Here is a 17,698-nt window from a genome sequence, read left to right on the forward strand (position 1 = left end):
ACCATGCCTGAGATCACCGGCTACCACGCCCATGTCTATTTCGATGCCGACACACAAGCGACGGCACAACAGGTCTGTGAAGAGGCCGCACGCCTATTCCCGGTTCAGATGGGGCGTATGCATGCCCGCAACGTCGGCCCCCACCCACGCTGGAGTTGCCAGTTGGGCTTTGACGCCGATGCATTTGATCAAGTCATGCCATGGCTGATGTTGAACCGGCAGGGCCTGACCGTGTTCACCCACCCCGAAACCGGTAATCATCTGGAAGATCACCGTGATCGCGCGCTCTGGATGGGTGAGATGCTGGATCTGGACCTGTCGATCTTCGACAGGCTTTAACCTAACGCCCGCGCCTGATCCCGCAGGACGAATTTCTGCACCTTGCCGGTTGATGTCTTCGGCAGGGTGCCGAAAACCACGGTCTTTGGTGCTTTGAAATGGGCCATGTTGTCTCGGCAGAAGGCAATTAGGTCTGCCTCTGTAGCGGTGGCATCCGGTTTCAGCTCGACAAACGCACAAGGCGTTTCGCCCCATTTCTCATCCGGTCGCGCGACCACAGCCGCCTCCATTACCGCCGGATGTTTGTAGAGGATACCCTCGACCTCGACGGACGAGATATTCTCGCCACCCGAAATGATGATGTCCTTGGATCGATCCTTGAGTGCGACATAGCCGTCAGGGTGCATGACGCCCAAGTCACCGGACGCAAACCATCCGCCTTTAAAGGCCCCGTCCGTGGCGTCTTGGTTCTTTAGATACCCTTTCATCACCACGTTACCCTGCATGAAAATCTCACCCATGGTTTCACCATCCGCCGGAACAGGTTCCATGGTATCGGGATCAGCCACCATCAGGCCAGACAGCGCCGTGTACCGCACACCCTGGCGTACTTTCAGAGCGGCGCGGTCTTCGGGGCCTTTTTCATTCCATTCGTCTTTCCAGGCACACACGACCGAAGGCCCATACGTTTCGGTCAGGCCATAGACATGCGTGACCTCGACGCCCATCGCCTCCATCGCTTCGATCACAGCTGCAGGCGGCGGTGCACCCGCCGTCATCACCTTGATCTGATGATCAAAGTCTTTCAGCTCATCCGGCGCATGGGCGAGCATGTTCAAAACGATGGGCGCCCCGCAGAAATGCGTGACTTTCTCATCGCGGAAAGCCGCATAGATCGGCTCGGCCCGTACGGCACGCAGACAGACCGACACGCCTGCATTGGCGGCCATGGCCCAAGGGAAACACCAGCCATTGCAATGAAACATCGGAAGGGTCCACAGATAAACTGAATGCTTGGGCATATCCCAATCCAGCAGATCCGACTGCGCATTCAGCGTGGCACCTCGGTGATGATAAACGACACCTTTCGGATTGCCTGTAGTACCCGAAGTGTAGTTCAGCGTGATTGCGTCCCATTCATCCTCGGGCAGAGACCAGCTGAATTCCGGGTCGCCTTCGTTCAGAAGGGCATCGTAGGTCAGGTTGCCCAGCTTTTCACCACCTTCAAAGCCGGGGTCTTCGATGTCTATGATCAGAATGTCATGGTCGACCTGCTTTAACGCTTCTTTCACGACGCCCGAAAACTCTGGATCGACCAGCAGCGCCTTAGCCTCGGCGTGGTTCAAAATGAAGGCAACAATCGGCGCATCCAGGCGCGTGTTGATGGCGTTCAGAACAGCTCCGGCCATTGGAACGCCGAAATGCGCTTCATACATCTCGGGGATGTTCGCTGCGATTATGGAAACGGTATCGCCTTTTCCTATCCCGCGCGCGCTCAACGCGCCCGCCAAACGTCGACACCGGGCATAGGTTTCAGCCCAAGTATACCTGCGTTCACCATACACCACCGAAGGATAATCTGGGTAAACCTGCGCCGTCCGGTCCAAGAAGGTCAGCGGTGACAAGGGTGTGTAGTTTGCCCGGCATTTATCCAAATGACGCTCGTAGATGTTTGTGGCTGTCATCTGCTCATCCTCCCAAATCGCAGTACGCGCGACTTGAACATAAACTTGGTGGCCTGACAAATCCGTAGTAATACGGTGTGCACCCATTCTGGTAATACGGGATGGTGTTATCTGGCCCTACTTACAAAGGGCCTTTCGCGGTGATTTGGAGCATCTTAAACACATGCAGGGGTCTCGCTTGACCATCGACCCCAGAAGCGCATCTCAGTGAAAGGACTTGTCATGGACGGCACGTTCAACGAAAACGATCTTTCCCGCGTGGTCGAAGCCGACCGCGCCCATATCTGGCACCACCTGCTGCAGCATAAACCCTTTGAAACCAATGACCCGCGTATCATTGTCGAAGGCAAAGGTATGCGCGTCTGGGATCAGAAGGGCAAGGAACACCTGGATGCTGTTTCGGGTGGCGTCTGGACTGTGAACGTCGGCTATGGCCGCGAATCAATCTGTAAGGCAGTCTATGACCAGTTGATGAAACTGTGCTATTTCGCCAATACCGCAGGTTCGATCCCCGGCTCCATCTTTGCGGAAAAGCTGATCGAAAAGATGCCCGGCATGAGCCGCGTCTACTACACCAACTCGGGATCCGAAGCGAACGAGAAGGCGTTCAAGATGGTGCGCCAGATCGCGCACAAGAAATACGGCGGCAAGAAAACCAAGATCCTGTATCGCGACCGCGACTATCACGGCTCGACGCTGGCGACCATGTCGGCGGGTGGTCAGGACGAGCGTACCGCGCAATACGGTCCCTTCGCACCTGATTTTGTACGCGTGCCGCACTGCATGGAATATCGCAAGCATGAACTCGACGGTGCACCCGTCGAAAACTTCGGCGAATGGGCAGCAGACCAGATCGAAGAAGTCATCCTGCGCGAAGGCCCTGACACCGTTGGCGCCCTGTGCCTTGAGCCCGTTACCGCCGGTGGTGGTGTGATCGAAGCGCCTGAAGGGTATTGGCAGCGCGTGCAGGAGATCTGCAAAAAGTACGACGTGCTGCTGCATATCGACGAAGTTGTTTGCGGCGTAGGCCGGACTGGGACATGGTTCGGGTACCAGCAGTATGGCATCAAGCCTGACTTCGTAACCATGGCCAAGGGCGTTGCATCGGGCTATGCCGCTATTGCTGTGATGGTCACGACCGAGGAAGTCTTTGACATGTTCAAAGACGACGCGTCGGACCCGATGGGCTATTTCCGCGATATCTCGACCTTTGGCGGTTGCACCGCCGGTCCGGCAGCGGCGATTGAGAATATGCGCATCATCGAAGACGAGAACCTGTTGGGCAACTGCACCGACATGGGCAACCGCATGTTCGACAACCTGCAAGCGCTGATGGAAAAGCACAAGGTTATCGGCGACGTGCGCGGCAAGGGCCTGTTCCTGGGGGCCGAACTGGTCACCGACCGTACGACCAAAGACCCGATGGATGAAAAGCGGGTTCAGGCCGTTGTCGCCGATTGTATGGCGCAAGGCGTGATCATCGGTGCCACCAACCGCTCGATCCCCAGCCGTAACAACACGCTGTGCTTCTCGCCCGCACTGATCGCAACGGCGGATGACATCGACCAGATCACTGACGCCGTTGACGGCGCGTTGGGGCGTGTTTTCGGGTAAGCTGACCAAATATTAAAAAAAGAAAAACCGGCACATCGAGTGTCGGTTTTTTTGTGAATGGTCGAAGTGCGGACAAAGCGGTCATTTTCTTGCGCCGAATCTTGTCATCCGTATGCTCATATTCACGACTGAACAAACGGAGCATTCTCCTAAATGAAGTTTTTCTCCCGCAGATATTTCTGGTCACTCTCAATGGCTTTGGTTTCGTTGACGACTGTACCAAGCCCTTCATTCGCACAAGTTTCGGAGAGTGTAACATCTCAAGTCATCTATGTTCCCTCCTACTCGCGAGTTTTCACGCAGGAAGGGCGCAGCGAACCGCTCGCGTCTACCCTCGTTGTGCACAACATTAGTCTTCAATCAGAGATCAAAGTTGAGCGCGTCGAATATTACGACAGAGCGGGGCAGCTTCTGGAAACCCTCATAAATGAGCCCGTTCAGCTGATGCCATTTGGGTCAATGAATGCGCTTGTACCTATTGGTAGCGTCGGAGACGGCATCGGCGCGAATTTCGTAGTCACATGGTCGGCAGAAGTTCCGGTGTCACCCCCTATCGTAGAAGCAATCATGGTCGGTGGAAGCGGCACTCAAGGGATCTCGTTTACAAGCCGAGGTCAGGTGTTGTCACAAGAACCGTAACACCGACCACTACTTTGCTTCTATGTGACCAGCTCGACCATTAAGCTAATACCTAAGCAACAGTGACTGGTTCTTTGCCACTGCGACTGGAGCTAAGTTTGGGCTCAAAGCCGACATTCTCTACGTTCAAAAAAGGCCGCTCCAATCGGGACGGCCTTGAACTCGCAATCTCTCGAAAGAGGATCAGGCAGTCAGAGCGGCCAGCGTTTGGGCCACTCTCTGCTTTGCATTTTGCCCAAAGCGGTTCGTCAATGCCTCAGGCTGTTCCTGCTATTTCAACATGACGCTGTTCCAGCTCGATTTGCCTCTGCACCGCCACAGGATCAAGATCGCTTTCAGCGGGAGTGTCGATGCCAAAATGGCCGAAATTGTCTTCGCCGCGTACCAGCATTGCCGTATCGAGATCATGTTTGGTCTGACGTACATGCGCCGCAAGATACTGGATATTCAGCCCAATTCGGCGATCCTTGCTTTTGTTCGGCATCGAGGCATGTAGCGTCCAACCATGGTGAAAACTCGCCTCGCCCGGACGCAGCGGACAAAGCTTGGCTTGGCTCTCATCAACTCCAAGAACAGTCTGCCCCTGCAAAAGAACGTTATCGTCGTCTTCCGTTGTTTCATGGCTCATCACACCGTTCGCATGACTTCCCGGGAGCATTCGCATGCAACCGCTTTCCTCGTCCGCTGGCGACAAGGCGAGCCAAGCGGATACCTGGTCGTCATGACTCAGGCCCCAATAAGTCAGATCCTGATGCCAACTGACATGCGAGGTCGAGCCAGGTTCTTTGATGATATAGGTAACATTGTACAAAAGAATGTCGGGCCCGATCAGCGCTTCGATGAGATCAAGCATCAGAGGGTGCGTAGCAAGCTTGTAGGGCGAAGTTAAGATTGTGTGTGCTTTGGACTTGTAATGCATGGACGCACCCAGTTGGCTCTCGGCCCATTCCAGTCCGGCCCGGTGTTCTTGCGCTTCGACTTCAGTCAGGATCGGAACACCACCTACATAACCGTCCCGATTGTAAGCGTTCGCCCAAGTTCTTACCCTTTGGTCTACTCCCATAGTCGCCTCCCACGAAATGACTAAGCAATCGTTAGTGGAAAAACATGACCTGCCAAGCCTGTTTCGGCTCTGGTTTGCGTCGGCGCCAATGAAAATTGAAACATACCGTACCGAATGCGCGCTTGGAGCTTTTCGACCCATGATGCAAAAAAGCCGCCCCAACCGGGACGGCTTTTCTTTCACTGTCTCTTTTCAGAGGATCAGGCGGTCAGAGCGGCCTGAGCTTTGGCGACGATCGCGCCGAACGCTTCCGGTTCGTGCACGGCCAGGTCGGCCAGAACTTTGCGGTCCACTTCGATACCGGCCAGGTTCAGGCCGTTGATGAAGCGGGAATATGTCAGTGCTTCGTCATGCGAACGGACAGCAGCGTTGATACGCTGGATCCACAGCGCGCGGAAGTTGCGCTTGCGGTTCTTACGGTCGCGGGTTGCGTACTGGTTGGCCTTGTCGACGGCCTGACGGGCAACCTTGAAGGTGCTCTTGCGGCGGCCATAGTAACCTTTGGCAGCCTTGATGACCTTCTTGTGACGGGCGTGAGTTACGGTTCCACCTTTAACGCGGGACATCTCTTAATCTCCTCTTAGCGGTCGTAGGGCATGTAGCCCTTGACGATCTTGGCGTCGGGGGCGGACAGTGTGGTGGTGCCACGGGCGTCGCGGATGAATTTCTTGGTCCGCTTGATCATGCCGTGCCGCTTACCGGCCTGGCCTGCCATGACCTTACCGGTCGCAGTCACCTTGAAGCGCTTTTTAGCGCTCGATTTGGTCTTCATCTTAGGCATTTCCGTCTCCTTTTTCGGGTTCGGTTTCAAACGCGACTCGGCATGCCATCTCGGCCGGTCACGCGATCAGACGCGCCATTTACGCAAGTTCCGTCATACTGGCAAGGGGGATTCGACCAGAATCTGCGCTTTGTGCGCGGCTGGTCTGGCACCGGGGCGACATTGGCCGCCCCGGTGGATTGGATCAATGCTCGAACTTGCGGATTTCTCCGCTTTTCAACCGCTCAGCATAAGACGCCAGTTCCTGACGCACGACTTTCATCAGGAAGTAAAGCGCAAAGACGTTCACCACAGCCATCGCAAAGATCGCCGCATCCGAGAAGTCGATGACCGGGCCCAGATTGGCCGCCGCACCGATGACAACGAAGATGCAGAAGATGATCTTGAACACCAGCTCTTTGGTGTGACCTTCGCCGAACAGGTAAGTCCAGGCTTTGAGGCCGTAGTAGGACCAGCTGATCATGGTCGAGAAGGCAAACAGAACCACGGCAATCGCCAGGATGAAGGGGAACCAGCTGAACGCGCTACCGAAGGCGGCGGAGGTCAGGCTGACGCCGGAGTTGCCATCAACGGTGGCAATGGCGTTACCCGCCTCGTTCAGCATGTAGTTGCCCGTCGCCGGGTCAACGATGAGCTGCTGCGTGATGATGATCACCAGCGCCGTCATGGTACAGATCACAACGGTGTCGATGAATGGCTCCAGCAGTGAAACGAACCCTTCGGTGATCGGTTCCTTGGTCCGAACAGCCGAGTGGGCGATGGCAGCCGAGCCCACACCCGCTTCGTTCGAAAACGCAGCACGGCGGAAGCCCTGGATCAGCGCACCGACCATACCGCCCGCAACGCCAAGGCCGGTGAAAGCGCCCGCAAAGATCTGGCCAAAGGCCCATCCGATCTGATCAGCGTGCATGATGATGATGACCAGCGCTGCCAGCACATACATCACGCCCATGAACGGTACGACCTTCTCAGTCACACGCGCGATCGACTTCAGACCACCTACGATTACTGCAAAGACGATGGCCGCAAAGACCAGACCAGTGATCCAACCGGGGTAATCCCCCACGATTCCTGCAATCTGTTGATGTGCCTGATTGGCCTGGAACATATTGCCCCCGCCCAGCGCGCCAAGAATACAGAAGATCGAGAACAGAACCGCGAGGATTTTACCACCGGGCAACCCAAGTTCAGCAAAGCCCTTGGACATATAGTACATCGGACCGCCCGAGACGGTGCCGTCCTCGTATTCGTTGCGGTATTTCACGCCCAGCGTACATTCGGTGAATTTCGACGCCATGCCCAACAGGCCCGCGACAATCATCCAGAACGTCGCTCCCGGCCCGCCGATTCCGATGGCAACCGCCACACCGGCAATATTACCAAGGCCAACCGTTCCGGACAGCGCCGTGGCCAGAGCTTGAAAGTGGCTAACCTCACCGGCGTCATTTGGATCGGAATAGTCGCCTTTGACAAGGCTGATCGAGTGTCCAAAGAAGCGGAACTGCACAAACGCAAAATAAAGCGTAAAGACAGTGGCCGCGATCACCAGCCAGCCGACGATCCACGGAAAACCGGTTCCCGGGAAGGGTGCAAAAATAAAGCTGACAAAGGGCCCGGTTGCATCTGCAAAGGCTTGATTGATCTTATCATCCAGGCCCGGCGCCTCTTGCGCCGAAGCTGCAGTGGCCATGAAGGCGGCAAGCGCCGCAAGGTACAGGTGTTGTAGCGTTTTCATTCTTCTGCCCACCTCAATTTACAACTGTAACCGGAACATCGGCATGCATCACAAGGTTCTGTGTTGAACTGCCGAAGATACGTTTCTTGATGCCGTCCGCTGAAGCCCGGCCCACAACAATCTGAGAGGCTTCGTTTTCAACGGTGATGGCGTTCAACGTTTCCGCCACATCGCCATGGCGCACAACGCCCTGCGCCGCGAAACCAGCTGCCTTGAGGGCGTCAACGGCGGGCGTCACAATACGTGACGTCGCCAACTCGACCTCTTCCTCACGCCGCTTGTGGCGCTGTGCGTTTTCTTCCGGTGTCTGGAATGTATAAGGGGACCATTCAATCACATATGCGACCAGCAATTCACATGATCCGATCAGCTTTGCCAGGTCCGTGGCAAAGGCAATCGCGCGCTCACCGGTCTCTGTCCCGTCGAGTCCTATGACAATCTTTGTTGTCATCTTGTTCCTCCTTTTTTGTTGTTTGGTCCGGGGCCCGTGCCCCCGGCAGGGCAGCCGGAACTTGGAACTTTGGCTGAGACTGCCCCTAGGTCATTTATCAGGAAATTCTACCCACGAATGAAGACCATTGTGCCAAATTCGCCCATACCGGTCAAATTTCGCTTATAAATCAAGTTTTTCACCCGTCGCACAACAGGAAAACGGCAGCTTAAACAGCAGCCGTTTCCTTAGTTCTGATGTCGACTTGGGCCCGAACTACTCGGGATCGGTGCTGTAAATCAGGCGTTCGTCACAGGGGGCGACTCGTAGAATGTTGGTGGTGCCGGGAACATTAAACGGCACACCCGCCGTGACCACAATCTGATCCGCCTCGGATGCAAATCCACCGGCCCGCGCAGCGCGGGCTGCGTTCACCACAGCGCCCTTAAACCGTTGCAGTTCAGGTGTCATCACACAGTTGCAGCCCCAGCTCAGACACAACCGCCGGGCGGTTCCCCGTTGCGAGGTCATGGCGATGATCGGCACGCCCGGACGTTCACGCGCCGTCAGCGAGGCTGTTGTGCCGCTTTGGGTGAAACAGCAGATGGCCTTGATGTCGGTCTTTTCCGCAATCTCGCGCGCGGCAGCGACGATACCATCGGCCACGGTGCTGCCCTTGGCCGTCCGGGATGCCGCGATAATCTGGGTGTAAGTCGGGTCTGCCTCGACCTCGATAGCGACCTTGTTCATGGTTTGCACGGCTTCGACCGGATAGGCCCCCGCCGCCGATTCCGCGCTAAGCATGATGGCGTCCGTGCCTTCATAGATCGCCGTCGCCACATCCGATACCTCGGCGCGGGTTGGCATCGGGCTTTCGATCATGCTTTCCAACATCTGGGTCGCCACGATCACCGGTTTGGCCGCGCCACGGCACCTGCGGACCAGCCGTTTCTGGATCGGCGGCACAGCAGAGACCGGCAGCTCCACGCCGAGATCACCCCGCGCCACCATGATCCCATCTGACGCATCGAGAATATCGTCAAACGCCTCAACCGCAGCGGGCTTTTCAATCTTTGACAGGATCGCAGCACGACCGTCAGCCAGAGACCGGGCCTCGAACACATCCTTGGCACGCTGTACGAAGCTCAGCGCCAGCCAGTCGACACCCAGCTGACAGACAAACTCCAGATCGTCCCGGTCCTTGGCCGACAACGCTGCCAGCGGCAGCACAACATCCGGGACATTCACGCCCTTTCGGTTTGAGATGGTGCCGCCAACTTCGACCGTGCAGTTGGCGAAATCCTGACCGCAGTCCTGAACCGTCAGGCGGATCTTGCCATCATTCACCAACAGGCGCGCACCCGGCTCAAGCGCCGCAAAAATCTCGGGGTGCGGCAGGCATACTCTGTTTATGTCTCCGGCGGCGGGATCAAGATCAAGGCGGAAGGCCGCGCCTTCCTCCAACTCTTCCGCCTCGTTTGCAAAGACGCCAACGCGCAGCTTTGGCCCCTGAAGGTCAGCCAGAATGGCAATCGGGCTGTCCAGATCCTTTTCGACCTGCCGAATAATCTTGTGCCGCTCGCGGATCTCATCATGGCTGCCGTGACTCATGTTCAGTCGAAACACATCGGCCCCGGCCTCATGCAAGGCGCGAATAGTATCGTAGTCACTAGACGCCGGTCCCAGCGTCGCCACGATTTTTACATTTCTCAGGCGTCGCATTGGTCTTGATCTCCTTACGTCGTCTTACTTGCAGATTAGGGTGCAGCAAAATGTTACCGCAAACATTGGCTGAGTGCTTATTGCCCAATTCCCTTTTCAAAGCAACTGCCCTACACCTGCGACAAACTAGATGACAGGCTCATGACGTACACCCCATTTTTTGTTCACGGCGCGGATCGCCCGTCGCGCTGGTTGATTACATGTGATCACGCAACCAATACCGTCCCCCCCGAAATAAACGGCGGCGACCTTGGTTTGCCACGTGAAGATATGGAACGTCACATTGCTTATGATGTTGGAGCATACGAAGTGTCCAAACATCTGGGTGAGATTTTGGATGCACCAGTGGTTGCCGCCAATTTCTCGCGCCTTGTCATTGACCCCAACCGTGGCGAGGACGACCCGACCCTGTTGATGAAGCTCTATGACGGTTCGATCATCCCCGGCAACCGCCACGCGGATGCATCCGAGCGCGAAAGACGCCTGAACATGTGCTATCGCCCTTATCATGATGCGCTGGCGCAGATGGCCGCCCTGCCCCACGCGGTGATTGTCTCGATGCACTCCTTCACCCGCCAACTGCGCGGGCGTGAGCCACGTCCCTGGCACATCGGCGTCTTGCACACCCCAGACGAACGTTTTTCACGCCCCCTGATCGAGCGGCTTCAGGCCGAAGATGATCTGTGTGTCGGCGTCAATGAACCCTATACCGGTGTGCTGCCCGGAGATGCGATTGACAAGCACTGCACCGCTTTTGGCCGCCCCAACGCTTTGATCGAGCTGCGAAATGACCTGATCGGCGACCACGAGGGGCAGCGAGAATGGGCCGAACGGTTGGCGGTTGTCTTGCAGGACGCGCTGGAGTCCAGCGACCTTTGAAGACGCAGGTCGTGCACCTGCGATCCGCACTTCACGCTATTGTGAGCGCACAGTCTGATCCCCATATAATGAACGAAAGGGGATCGTCGTGACACATGAGTTTCTGACAACGTTCTTCGGCTGGATGGCCGCCCTCAATATCGCGGTTCTTCTGTTCACCACTGTCATGGTCCTGATGCTGCAGGATTGGATTGCGGGCATTCACGGCAAGCTGTTTCAGATGGAGCACCCAGACGTGAAACGTGCGTATTTCAGGTATCTTGCCAACTATAAGATCCTGACCCTTATCTTTTGCATTGTGCCATGGTTGGCTTTGAAACTGATGTAGGTGGGGCAGCCCGCTTATTGTAACAAGTCTGCTGGATTGTTAGGTCAAGCACAGCACACCAAACCACCCGGAGCAGCCTTATGGACAAGCAAACCGAAATCGAACTTCAGGCCGCCGCGTTTCGTCGGTTGCAAAAACACCTGATGGAAGACCGCACCGACGTTCAGAATATCGACATGATGAATCTGGCCGGATTCTGCCGCAATTGCCTGTCGCGCTGGTATCAGGAAGCCGCCAATGAAAAAGGCATCGAGATGGGCAAGGATGAAGCCCGCGAAGTGTTTTACGGCATGACCATGGATGAATGGAAAGCCAACTATCAGACCGATGCCAGCCCCGAAAAACAGGCAGCCTTCAAGGTCGCGTTTGAAGAGAATGTAACCAAAAAAGGCTAAGTCCAAAATGAACAAGGCCCGCCAAATCGGCGGGCCTTTTCTTTAGATCGCCGCCTTGCGACTTTCATCCAGATAAATTTCGCGCAGACGTTTGGCAATCGGCCCCGGTGTGCCGTCGCCTAGCACGACTCCGTCAATCTCGACCACCGGCATGACAAAGGCGCTGGCCGAGGTTGTGAACGCCTCATCCGCTTCTTTGGCCTCATCAATGGTGAACAGACGCTCTTCGATTTCCATTTGCGCTTCGGCCGCCATGCGCAGCACAGCCTTACGTGTTATCCCATGCAGGATGTCGTTCGACAGCGGGCGGGTGACAATCTTGCCGCTCTTGACGAAATAGGCGTTGTTGCTGGTGCCTTCCGTCACGTATCCGTCTTCGATCAACCAGGCATCATCACAACCCGCTTTCTTGGCCATCATCTTGCCCATCGACGGATAGAGCAGCTGAACGGTTTTGATATCGCGACGGCCCCAGCGAATGTCGTCGATCGAGATGATTTTGGCGCCTTTCTTCGACGCCGGGCTGTCAGCCAAACCCGGCTTGTTCTGTGTAAACAGAACAAGGCTGGGATTGGTATCTGCCGATGGGAACACAAAATCACGGTCGCCATCGCTGCCGCGCGACACCTGCAGATACACCAGGCCTTCTTCGATGCCATTTAATTCCACCAGCTTGCGGTGTATCTCAAGCAATTCGTCTTTGGTGCAAGGCTCGGCCATCTCCAACTCGTCCAGCGAGCGCTTCAGGCGAACCGCGTGGCCTTCGAAATCGATCAGCTTGCCGTCCAAAATGCTGGTGACTTCGTAAACCGCGTCTGCAAACAGAAAGCCACGGTCAAAGATCGACACCTTGGCTTCGGTCTCGGGCAGGTATTCGCCATTTACGTAAACGGTTCGGGTCATGTTTGTCTCCTCAGCCCCAGAGCGCGGACACCGAAGGGTGCACTCCGGCGTCGTCAAAAATCAGCGGGGTGTCGCGGTCTTCGGCCAACAGAAGCGGGCCGTCAAGGTCTGTCACCATCGCACCCTGCGCCAGCAGTGTCGCAGGAGCCATGGCAAGCGAGCTTCCGACCATGCAACCCACCATGATGTCATAGCCTTGGGCAATCGCGGCTTTGCGCAATTCCAGCGCCTCGGTCAGACCGCCGGTTTTGTCGAGCTTGATGTTGATGACATCATATTTGCCCTTCAGCTTAGGCAGGCTGTTGCGGTCATGGCAGGATTCGTCTGCACAGACCGGTACCGGACGATCCATTCCGATCAGCGCATCGTCGTCTCCGGCCGGCAGGGGCTGTTCAACCAGTGCCACTCCCAGACGCACCAGATGCGGGGCGAGGTCGGCATAAACCTCAGCCGACCAGCCTTCGTTCGCATCTACGATGATCTTGGATTTAGGCGCCCCTGCACGCACGGCTTCAAGCCGGGGCATGTCGTCAGGTGTACCCAGTTTGATCTTCAGCAACGGGCGATGCGCGTTATCGGCAGCCTGTGCCCGCATCGCTTCGGGCGTATCCAGCGACAACGTGTAGGCGGTAATCTCAGGCCCCGGAACCGGCAGACCTGCCAGTTCCCAAACCCGTTTACCGGCGCGTTTGCACTCCAAATCCCACAAGGCGCAATCCACGGCATTTCGCGCAGCGCCAGCGGGCAGCAAGTCCATCAGCGACTGTCGGGTAAATTCCGCAGGCAACCCTGCAATCTCGGCCTCAACAGACTCGAGCGTTTCGTCGTAGCGCGCATAGGGGACACATTCGCCCCAACCCTGATAGGTTCCATCTGATATGCGAACCGTCAGAACTTTTGCTTCGGTCCGCGACCCGCGCGAAATGGTAAACACCTGCGCCAGTCGAAACACATCGCGAGAGACCTCTATCTGCACGCAACCGCTCCTTCATTTCTTTTCTAATGCTCTTACCGGAGGCGGATGACCCCACCTCCGGCATGTTGTTCAGCTCACATCGCTGCCAGCGCGTCCACCAGCTTGCCGGACCCGAAGCGGAACGGGTCGGTTGCAGGCAAGCCCATGTCGGCTTCGATCTTGGCCAGATAGGCAACCGCGTCTTCTTCGGACATATGCTGGGTGTTAACCGAAACGCCGACAACCTGACAATCAGGGTTCGCCACTTTGGCCAGTGCCAGCGCGGTGTCGCGCAGGGTTTCCAGTGACGGTTGCTGATAGGTGGGCAGACCGCGCATGTGTTCGCGGGTCGGTTCGTGACTCAGGATCAGGGCGTCTGGCTGGCCACCATGGATCAACGCCATTGTCACACCGGAATAGGACACGTGGAACAAAGAGCCCTGCCCTTCGATCAGGTCCCAGTGGTCCTCATCATTGTCGGGCGTCAGCCACTCGATTGAGCCCGCCATGAAGTCCGCAATGACCGCGTCAAGCGGCACACCATCGCCGGTGATCAGGATGCCAGTCTGACCGGTCGCCCGGAATGTCGACTTCATACCGCGCTTGCGCATTTCAGCATCGATCGCCATGGCTGTGTACATCTTGCCGACAGAACAGTCGGTACCCACAGCCAGGCAACGCTTACCCTTACGCTTGATCCCGTTGGCAATCGGGTATTCGATTTCGGGCACACGCACGTCGTGCAGCTTTTGACCAGTTGCTTCGGCTACGGCCACCAGATCGGGTTCGTCGCGCAACAGATTGTGCAGGCCAGAGGCAAGGTCAAATCCTTCCTCAAGCGCCATAACCAGAACCTTCTTCCATTCTTGGCTGATAACGCCGCCACGGTTGGCCACGCCAATAACCAGCGTCTTGGCGCCGGCTTCTTTCGCCTCGGTCAAGGTCATATCTGTCAGGCCCAGATCAGCCTTGCAGCCGTCCATGCGATACTGGCCGACGGCGTTTTCTGGACGCCAGTCCTTGATGCCCACAGCCACTTTGGCCGCCAATTGGTCGGGCGCATCGCCCAAAAACAGCAGGTACGGTGTCTCGATCATTGCGGTCACTCCTTTGATTCCGGCTTAAGCTAGAGAAACGGCAAAACGAGCGTTTCGCGTTTTGATCCGCTTGATACGACTAAGGCGCGATATTCTTGCACAAGTTTACTTTGATGCGCAAAAATATTCGAAGTTTTCAAAATGATTAAACTTTAATCACCTTTTCGCAGTTATCCAATACCTCCATTCTGCAGCCGCATTGCCGCAGATGCATAATCGCCCTTGCGCCACGCCGCGCAATTTAATACCTCATTGAGCAGGAAAATCGCAATTTCATTACTCGCACGAGGTCTCGATGAGCTTTCGCATCCAACCTGCCGCACCGGCACGCCCCAACCGTTGTCAGCTGTTTGGCCCCGGGTCGAACACCAAACTGTTCCCTAAGATGGCAGCGTCGGCTGCGGATGTGATCAACCTGGATCTAGAGGACTCGGTTGCGCCTTCGGACAAGGATGCGGCACGCGCCAACGTCATTGAGGCGCTGAACACAGTCGACTGGGGTACCAAATACATGTCCGTCCGGATCAACGGGCTGGACACGCCCTACTGGTACCGTGACGTTGTCGACGTGTTGGAGCAGGCAGGCGACCGTCTGGATCAGATCATGATCCCCAAAGTCGGATGTGCGGCGGATGTCTATGCGGTCGATGCGCTGGTCACAGCGATCGAGCGTGCCAAGGGCCGTACCAAACAAATCAGCTTCGAGGTTATCATCGAGTCTTCTGCTGGTATCGCGCATGTTGAAGAAATTGCAGCCTCATCCCCCCGCCTGCAGGCCATGAGCCTTGGGGCCGCCGATTTCGCAGCCTCGATGGGAATGCAGACCACCGGCATCGGCGGCACGCAAGAAAACTACTACATGCTGCGTGAAGGCGAGAAACACTGGTCTGATCCATGGCACTGGGCGCAAGCTGCCATCGTGGCCGCCTGCCGCACCCATGGCGTGTTGCCGGTGGATGGGCCTTTCGGCGATTTCAGCGATGACGAAGGCTATATCGCGCAGGCTAAACGTTCAGCGACTTTGGGTATGGTTGGGAAATGGGCGATCCATCCCAAGCAGATCGCATTGGCCAATCAGGTCTTCACCCCATCTGACGAAGCCGTTTCCGAGGCCCGCGAAATTCTTGCCGCGATGGAACAGGCCAAGGCAAATGGCGAAGGCGCGACTGTCTATAAGGGGCGCTTGGTCGACATCGCCTCAATCAAGCAGGCGGAAGTCATTGTGGCGCAGGCCGAACTGATTGCGGCAGGCAGTTAAGTCAAAAAAGGGCGCTCAATCGAGCGCCCTTTTTGTGTTATTTCAACGACCAAAAACCTCGTTCGGTGTCCATGTGAAGCGTTCACCCTTCTTTCCTGACTTCATCATCAGGCACGATGTTCCCAGTTTTTGGAAATAGACGATCTTTAATGGATACCAGCCCGCTTTGGGTACTTCTACTTCGGTGCGTTGATTGGCTTCACAGCCCTGAATGCTTGTAACACGGCCAATCTGTTGGCCGCCAACCCAAGCCTCGATCCCGTCATTTGACCAAGTTTCCAACTCGTAAACCCCAGGCGAGTCGAACCGCATATACCCCGTCACCTCGGCGGCAACATTGTAGGCTTGGTCGAAGGTCATGACGTCCTCGCCCTTGCTGGTGTCCCGGTAATCCAACCCACGCAACGGTTTTCCCGGCTTCGCCTGAGACAGCAAGCTTTTGGCCTGGCTCAGATCGCGGATCTTTTTGTGTTGGTTGCCAGTACCATAGTATTTCACATTCAGCCCCGCTTTCGGAGCAGGTTGCGGGCTGGCAGGTTGCAGTTTCAGCGGGGCAGTCAAAGCAGCCCCGGCAACAAGCGACATGGCTACTGCGGTCGCCACTGTTCGAACGAGTTTCATCGTAATCTCCCTGTTTGCGCGCCGTTTTGGCTGGGCCTATCCCCTGGCAACGTCATTACCATGACACTAGGCTGTGAATTTTTACCCTGCAAGAGAGTGAAACTTCACAATTTCAAGGGTTATGCCCTCAAATCCTTGGGTGATCCCATAACCACATACGACGTGATCGACGTAACATGGGGCAGCGTTCCCAACACCTCGGTATGAAAAGTCTTGTAGGACGGCAGGTCGGCGCATTCGACCCGAAGTAGGTATTCGATAGTGCCAGTGATGTTGTGGCATTCGACAACCTCGGGGGCTTGTTGCAAGGCGCGTTCAAACCCCTCCTGCGCGGCTTTTGTGTGTTCACCCAAGCCAACACCGATGTAAGCAACAAAGCCCACACCCATGGCGGCAGGGTCCAGAACGGCGCGATAGCCGGTGATCACCCCAGCCTTTTCAAGCTCTTGAACACGACGCAAGCAAGCCGAGGGAGACAGGCCGATCCGTTCCGCCAGTTCCAGGTTGCTGATGCGCCCGTCGCGCGTTAGTTCACGCAATATCTGGCGGTTAATTTGATCATTCTTCATCATAAGTTGTGTAATTACCGGAAACACGCACAAATAAGCAATTTCATTTTCATGAGCACGATCAATACTACGCGCTATGACCTATGACATCCTTATGGCCCTGATCGTCTTTGCCTTTGTGACCTCGATCACGCCGGGACCCAACAATCTGATGCTGATGGCATCTGGCGCGAACTTCGGTTTTCGACGCTCGATCCCGCATATGCTGGGCATTGGCCTGGGGTTCACGGTCATGGTGCTGCTGGTTGGTGCAGGGTTGGTGCAGGTGTTCGACAGATACCCTATCAGCCACACCGCGTTGAAGATCGTTTCAGTCGTCTATCTTCTGTATCTGGCGTGGAAGATTGCCCATGCCGCGCCAGCCAAGGGATCAGAGGCGTCGGGCATCCCGATGACATTTCTGCAAGCTGCCGCCTTTCAATGGGTGAACCCCAAGGCCTGGGCCATGGCCCTGACGGCCACGACTGCATACGCCCCCAATCAGACGTTGCACGCGATCCTGCTGGTGGCCCTTGTCTTTGGCGCGGTCAATCTGCCCTCGGTCAGCACCTGGACGGTCCTTGGTCAGCAGATGGCACGCCTGCTGACAAATCCGCGCAGGCTGGTTGCTTTCAACTGGACGATGGCCGCGCTGCTTATTGCCTCGCTCTACCCTGTGCTTTGGCCACACTGAGTGATGATGACAAGCATTGGCACTTAGGCTATTCCGCATGGCATCTGACACGCGACGCGGCATGCAAGAAAG

Annotated in this window: 20 protein-coding genes; 8 read left to right on the plus strand and 12 right to left on the minus strand. The window is 56.2% G+C overall.

The window, feature by feature from the left end:
* Positions 1 to 3 precede the first annotated feature (3 nt).
* Positions 4 to 339, plus strand: coding sequence for a DOPA 4,5-dioxygenase family protein (locus I9187_RS18595; RefSeq protein ID WP_171180910.1), 336 nt, complete (start codon positions 4 to 6; stop codon positions 337 to 339).
* On the opposite strand, the gene I9187_RS18600 is transcribed toward I9187_RS18595, so the two are convergent.
* Entirely contained in the window at positions 336 to 1,964 is a 1,629-nt protein-coding gene (locus I9187_RS18600; protein ID WP_171180912.1) for an acyl-CoA synthetase, read from the minus strand. The two genes, I9187_RS18595 and I9187_RS18600, sit on opposite strands and share 4 nt — an antisense overlap.
* A 222-nt stretch (positions 1,965 to 2,186) precedes the next feature.
* Here I9187_RS18600 and I9187_RS18605 point away from each other — a divergent pair, with 222 nt between their 5' ends.
* Both I9187_RS18605 and I9187_RS18610 read left to right on the plus strand, forming a co-directional pair.
* Positions 2,187 to 3,578, plus strand: coding sequence for an aminotransferase class III-fold pyridoxal phosphate-dependent enzyme (locus I9187_RS18605; protein WP_171180983.1), 1,392 nt, complete (start codon positions 2,187 to 2,189; stop codon positions 3,576 to 3,578).
* A gap of 153 nt (positions 3,579 to 3,731) precedes the next feature.
* On the plus strand, positions 3,732 to 4,217 hold the full coding sequence (locus tag I9187_RS18610) for a DUF3124 domain-containing protein (protein ID WP_171180915.1): 486 nt from the start codon (positions 3,732 to 3,734) through the stop codon (positions 4,215 to 4,217).
* A 256-nt stretch (positions 4,218 to 4,473) separates the two neighbouring features.
* Here I9187_RS18610 and I9187_RS18615 read toward each other — a convergent pair whose 3' ends face one another.
* The 6 genes from I9187_RS18615 to pyk form a co-directional block, all read right to left on the minus strand.
* A complete protein-coding gene (locus I9187_RS18615; RefSeq protein ID WP_171238786.1) occupies positions 4,474 to 5,280 on the minus strand; it encodes a phytanoyl-CoA dioxygenase family protein in 807 nt (268 codons plus the stop codon).
* A gap of 200 nt (positions 5,281 to 5,480) precedes the next feature.
* Entirely contained in the window at positions 5,481 to 5,846 is a 366-nt protein-coding gene (rplT, locus tag I9187_RS18620) for a 50S ribosomal protein L20 (protein WP_152457001.1), read from the minus strand.
* Positions 5,847 to 5,860: 14 nt separating this feature from the next.
* Complete coding sequence (gene rpmI / locus I9187_RS18625; protein ID WP_005981143.1) at positions 5,861 to 6,061, minus strand: 50S ribosomal protein L35; 201 nt, start codon at positions 6,059 to 6,061, stop codon at positions 5,861 to 5,863.
* Between the two features lie 184 nt (positions 6,062 to 6,245).
* Positions 6,246 to 7,796 carry an alanine/glycine:cation symporter family protein gene (locus tag I9187_RS18630; RefSeq protein WP_171180919.1) on the minus strand — a complete coding sequence of 517 codons (1,551 nt, stop codon included), beginning with the start codon at positions 7,794 to 7,796 and terminating at the stop codon, positions 6,246 to 6,248.
* A 13-nt stretch (positions 7,797 to 7,809) separates the two neighbouring features.
* Entirely contained in the window at positions 7,810 to 8,247 is a 438-nt protein-coding gene (locus I9187_RS18635) for a universal stress protein (RefSeq protein ID WP_171180921.1), read from the minus strand.
* Between the two features lie 255 nt (positions 8,248 to 8,502).
* Complete coding sequence (gene pyk, locus I9187_RS18640; RefSeq protein ID WP_171180923.1) at positions 8,503 to 9,948, minus strand: pyruvate kinase; 1,446 nt, start codon at positions 9,946 to 9,948, stop codon at positions 8,503 to 8,505.
* 141 nt (positions 9,949 to 10,089) lie between these two features.
* Here pyk and I9187_RS18645 point away from each other — a divergent pair, with 141 nt between their 5' ends.
* The 3 genes from I9187_RS18645 (at position 10,090) to I9187_RS18655 (ending at position 11,550) form a co-directional block, all read left to right on the plus strand.
* Positions 10,090 to 10,827: an N-formylglutamate amidohydrolase gene (locus tag I9187_RS18645; protein ID WP_171180925.1), complete on the plus strand. Its 738-nt coding sequence runs from the start codon at positions 10,090 to 10,092 to the stop codon at positions 10,825 to 10,827.
* A gap of 88 nt (positions 10,828 to 10,915) precedes the next feature.
* Positions 10,916 to 11,155, plus strand: a complete 240-nt coding sequence (locus tag I9187_RS18650; RefSeq protein ID WP_171180927.1) for a DUF6868 family protein — start codon at positions 10,916 to 10,918, stop codon at positions 11,153 to 11,155.
* Between the two features lie 80 nt (positions 11,156 to 11,235).
* Positions 11,236 to 11,550: a DUF1244 domain-containing protein gene (locus I9187_RS18655; RefSeq protein WP_170469595.1), complete on the plus strand. Its 315-nt coding sequence runs from the start codon at positions 11,236 to 11,238 to the stop codon at positions 11,548 to 11,550.
* Between the two features lie 42 nt (positions 11,551 to 11,592).
* Here the strand turns inward: I9187_RS18655 and I9187_RS18660 are convergent, their stop codons facing one another.
* The 3 genes from I9187_RS18660 to dgcN all read right to left on the minus strand — a co-directional run bounded on the left by I9187_RS18660 (position 11,593) and on the right by dgcN (position 14,505).
* On the minus strand, positions 11,593 to 12,453 hold the full coding sequence (locus I9187_RS18660; protein WP_171180929.1) for a D-amino-acid transaminase: 861 nt from the start codon (positions 12,451 to 12,453) through the stop codon (positions 11,593 to 11,595).
* A 10-nt stretch (positions 12,454 to 12,463) separates the two neighbouring features.
* Positions 12,464 to 13,429 (minus strand): N-acetyl-D-Glu racemase DgcA, encoded by a 966-nt coding sequence (dgcA, locus tag I9187_RS18665; RefSeq protein WP_171180931.1) that lies wholly within the window; start codon positions 13,427 to 13,429, stop codon positions 12,464 to 12,466.
* Positions 13,430 to 13,503: 74 nt separating this feature from the next.
* Entirely contained in the window at positions 13,504 to 14,505 is a 1,002-nt protein-coding gene (dgcN, locus tag I9187_RS18670) for an N-acetyltransferase DgcN (protein WP_171180932.1), read from the minus strand.
* 295 nt (positions 14,506 to 14,800) lie between these two features.
* Here dgcN and I9187_RS18675 point away from each other — a divergent pair, with 295 nt between their 5' ends.
* Positions 14,801 to 15,763 (plus strand): L-malyl-CoA/beta-methylmalyl-CoA lyase, encoded by a 963-nt coding sequence (locus tag I9187_RS18675; protein ID WP_171180934.1) that lies wholly within the window; start codon positions 14,801 to 14,803, stop codon positions 15,761 to 15,763.
* A gap of 42 nt (positions 15,764 to 15,805) precedes the next feature.
* On the opposite strand, the gene I9187_RS18680 is transcribed toward I9187_RS18675, so the two are convergent.
* Positions 15,806 to 16,384 (minus strand): PA14 domain-containing protein, encoded by a 579-nt coding sequence (locus I9187_RS18680; protein WP_171180936.1) that lies wholly within the window; start codon positions 16,382 to 16,384, stop codon positions 15,806 to 15,808.
* Positions 16,385 to 16,503: 119 nt separating this feature from the next.
* Positions 16,504 to 16,956: an Lrp/AsnC family transcriptional regulator gene (locus I9187_RS18685; RefSeq protein ID WP_171180938.1), complete on the minus strand. Its 453-nt coding sequence runs from the start codon at positions 16,954 to 16,956 to the stop codon at positions 16,504 to 16,506.
* 73 nt (positions 16,957 to 17,029) lie between these two features.
* Here I9187_RS18685 and I9187_RS18690 point away from each other — a divergent pair, with 73 nt between their 5' ends.
* A complete protein-coding gene (locus I9187_RS18690; RefSeq protein WP_171180940.1) occupies positions 17,030 to 17,626 on the plus strand; it encodes a LysE family translocator in 597 nt (198 codons plus the stop codon).
* Positions 17,627 to 17,698 lie beyond the last annotated feature (72 nt).

The organism is Ruegeria sp. HKCCE4148 (assembly GCF_017872495.1).
Classification (GTDB): domain Bacteria; phylum Pseudomonadota; class Alphaproteobacteria; order Rhodobacterales; family Rhodobacteraceae; genus Ruegeria.

What these genes read in the sequence shown, in the direction of transcription:
- dgcN (WP_171180932.1), bottom strand. Translation starts at nt 14,505, where the DNA reads ATGATCGAGACACCGTACCTGCTGTTTTTGGGCGATGCGCCCGACCAA.
- rpmI (WP_005981143.1), bottom strand. Translation starts at nt 6,061, where the DNA reads ATGCCTAAGATGAAGACCAAATCGAGCGCTAAAAAGCGCTTCAAGGTG.
- I9187_RS18645 (WP_171180925.1), top strand. Translation starts at nt 10,090, where the DNA reads ATGACGTACACCCCATTTTTTGTTCACGGCGCGGATCGCCCGTCGCGC.
- I9187_RS18635 (WP_171180921.1), bottom strand. Translation starts at nt 8,247, where the DNA reads ATGACAACAAAGATTGTCATAGGACTCGACGGGACAGAGACCGGTGAG.
- rplT (WP_152457001.1), bottom strand. Translation starts at nt 5,846, where the DNA reads ATGTCCCGCGTTAAAGGTGGAACCGTAACTCACGCCCGTCACAAGAAG.
- I9187_RS18660 (WP_171180929.1), bottom strand. Translation starts at nt 12,453, where the DNA reads ATGACCCGAACCGTTTACGTAAATGGCGAATACCTGCCCGAGACCGAA.
- I9187_RS18610 (WP_171180915.1), top strand. Translation starts at nt 3,732, where the DNA reads ATGAAGTTTTTCTCCCGCAGATATTTCTGGTCACTCTCAATGGCTTTG.
- I9187_RS18680 (WP_171180936.1), bottom strand. Translation starts at nt 16,384, where the DNA reads ATGAAACTCGTTCGAACAGTGGCGACCGCAGTAGCCATGTCGCTTGTT.
- I9187_RS18600 (WP_171180912.1), bottom strand. Translation starts at nt 1,964, where the DNA reads ATGACAGCCACAAACATCTACGAGCGTCATTTGGATAAATGCCGGGCA.
- I9187_RS18595 (WP_171180910.1), top strand. Translation starts at nt 4, where the DNA reads ATGCCTGAGATCACCGGCTACCACGCCCATGTCTATTTCGATGCCGAC.
- I9187_RS18655 (WP_170469595.1), top strand. Translation starts at nt 11,236, where the DNA reads ATGGACAAGCAAACCGAAATCGAACTTCAGGCCGCCGCGTTTCGTCGG.
- pyk (WP_171180923.1), bottom strand. Translation starts at nt 9,948, where the DNA reads ATGCGACGCCTGAGAAATGTAAAAATCGTGGCGACGCTGGGACCGGCG.
- I9187_RS18675 (WP_171180934.1), top strand. Translation starts at nt 14,801, where the DNA reads ATGAGCTTTCGCATCCAACCTGCCGCACCGGCACGCCCCAACCGTTGT.
- I9187_RS18605 (WP_171180983.1), top strand. Translation starts at nt 2,187, where the DNA reads ATGGACGGCACGTTCAACGAAAACGATCTTTCCCGCGTGGTCGAAGCC.
- I9187_RS18685 (WP_171180938.1), bottom strand. Translation starts at nt 16,956, where the DNA reads ATGATGAAGAATGATCAAATTAACCGCCAGATATTGCGTGAACTAACG.
- I9187_RS18690 (WP_171180940.1), top strand. Translation starts at nt 17,030, where the DNA reads ATGACCTATGACATCCTTATGGCCCTGATCGTCTTTGCCTTTGTGACC.
- I9187_RS18615 (WP_171238786.1), bottom strand. Translation starts at nt 5,280, where the DNA reads ATGGGAGTAGACCAAAGGGTAAGAACTTGGGCGAACGCTTACAATCGG.
- I9187_RS18630 (WP_171180919.1), bottom strand. Translation starts at nt 7,796, where the DNA reads ATGAAAACGCTACAACACCTGTACCTTGCGGCGCTTGCCGCCTTCATG.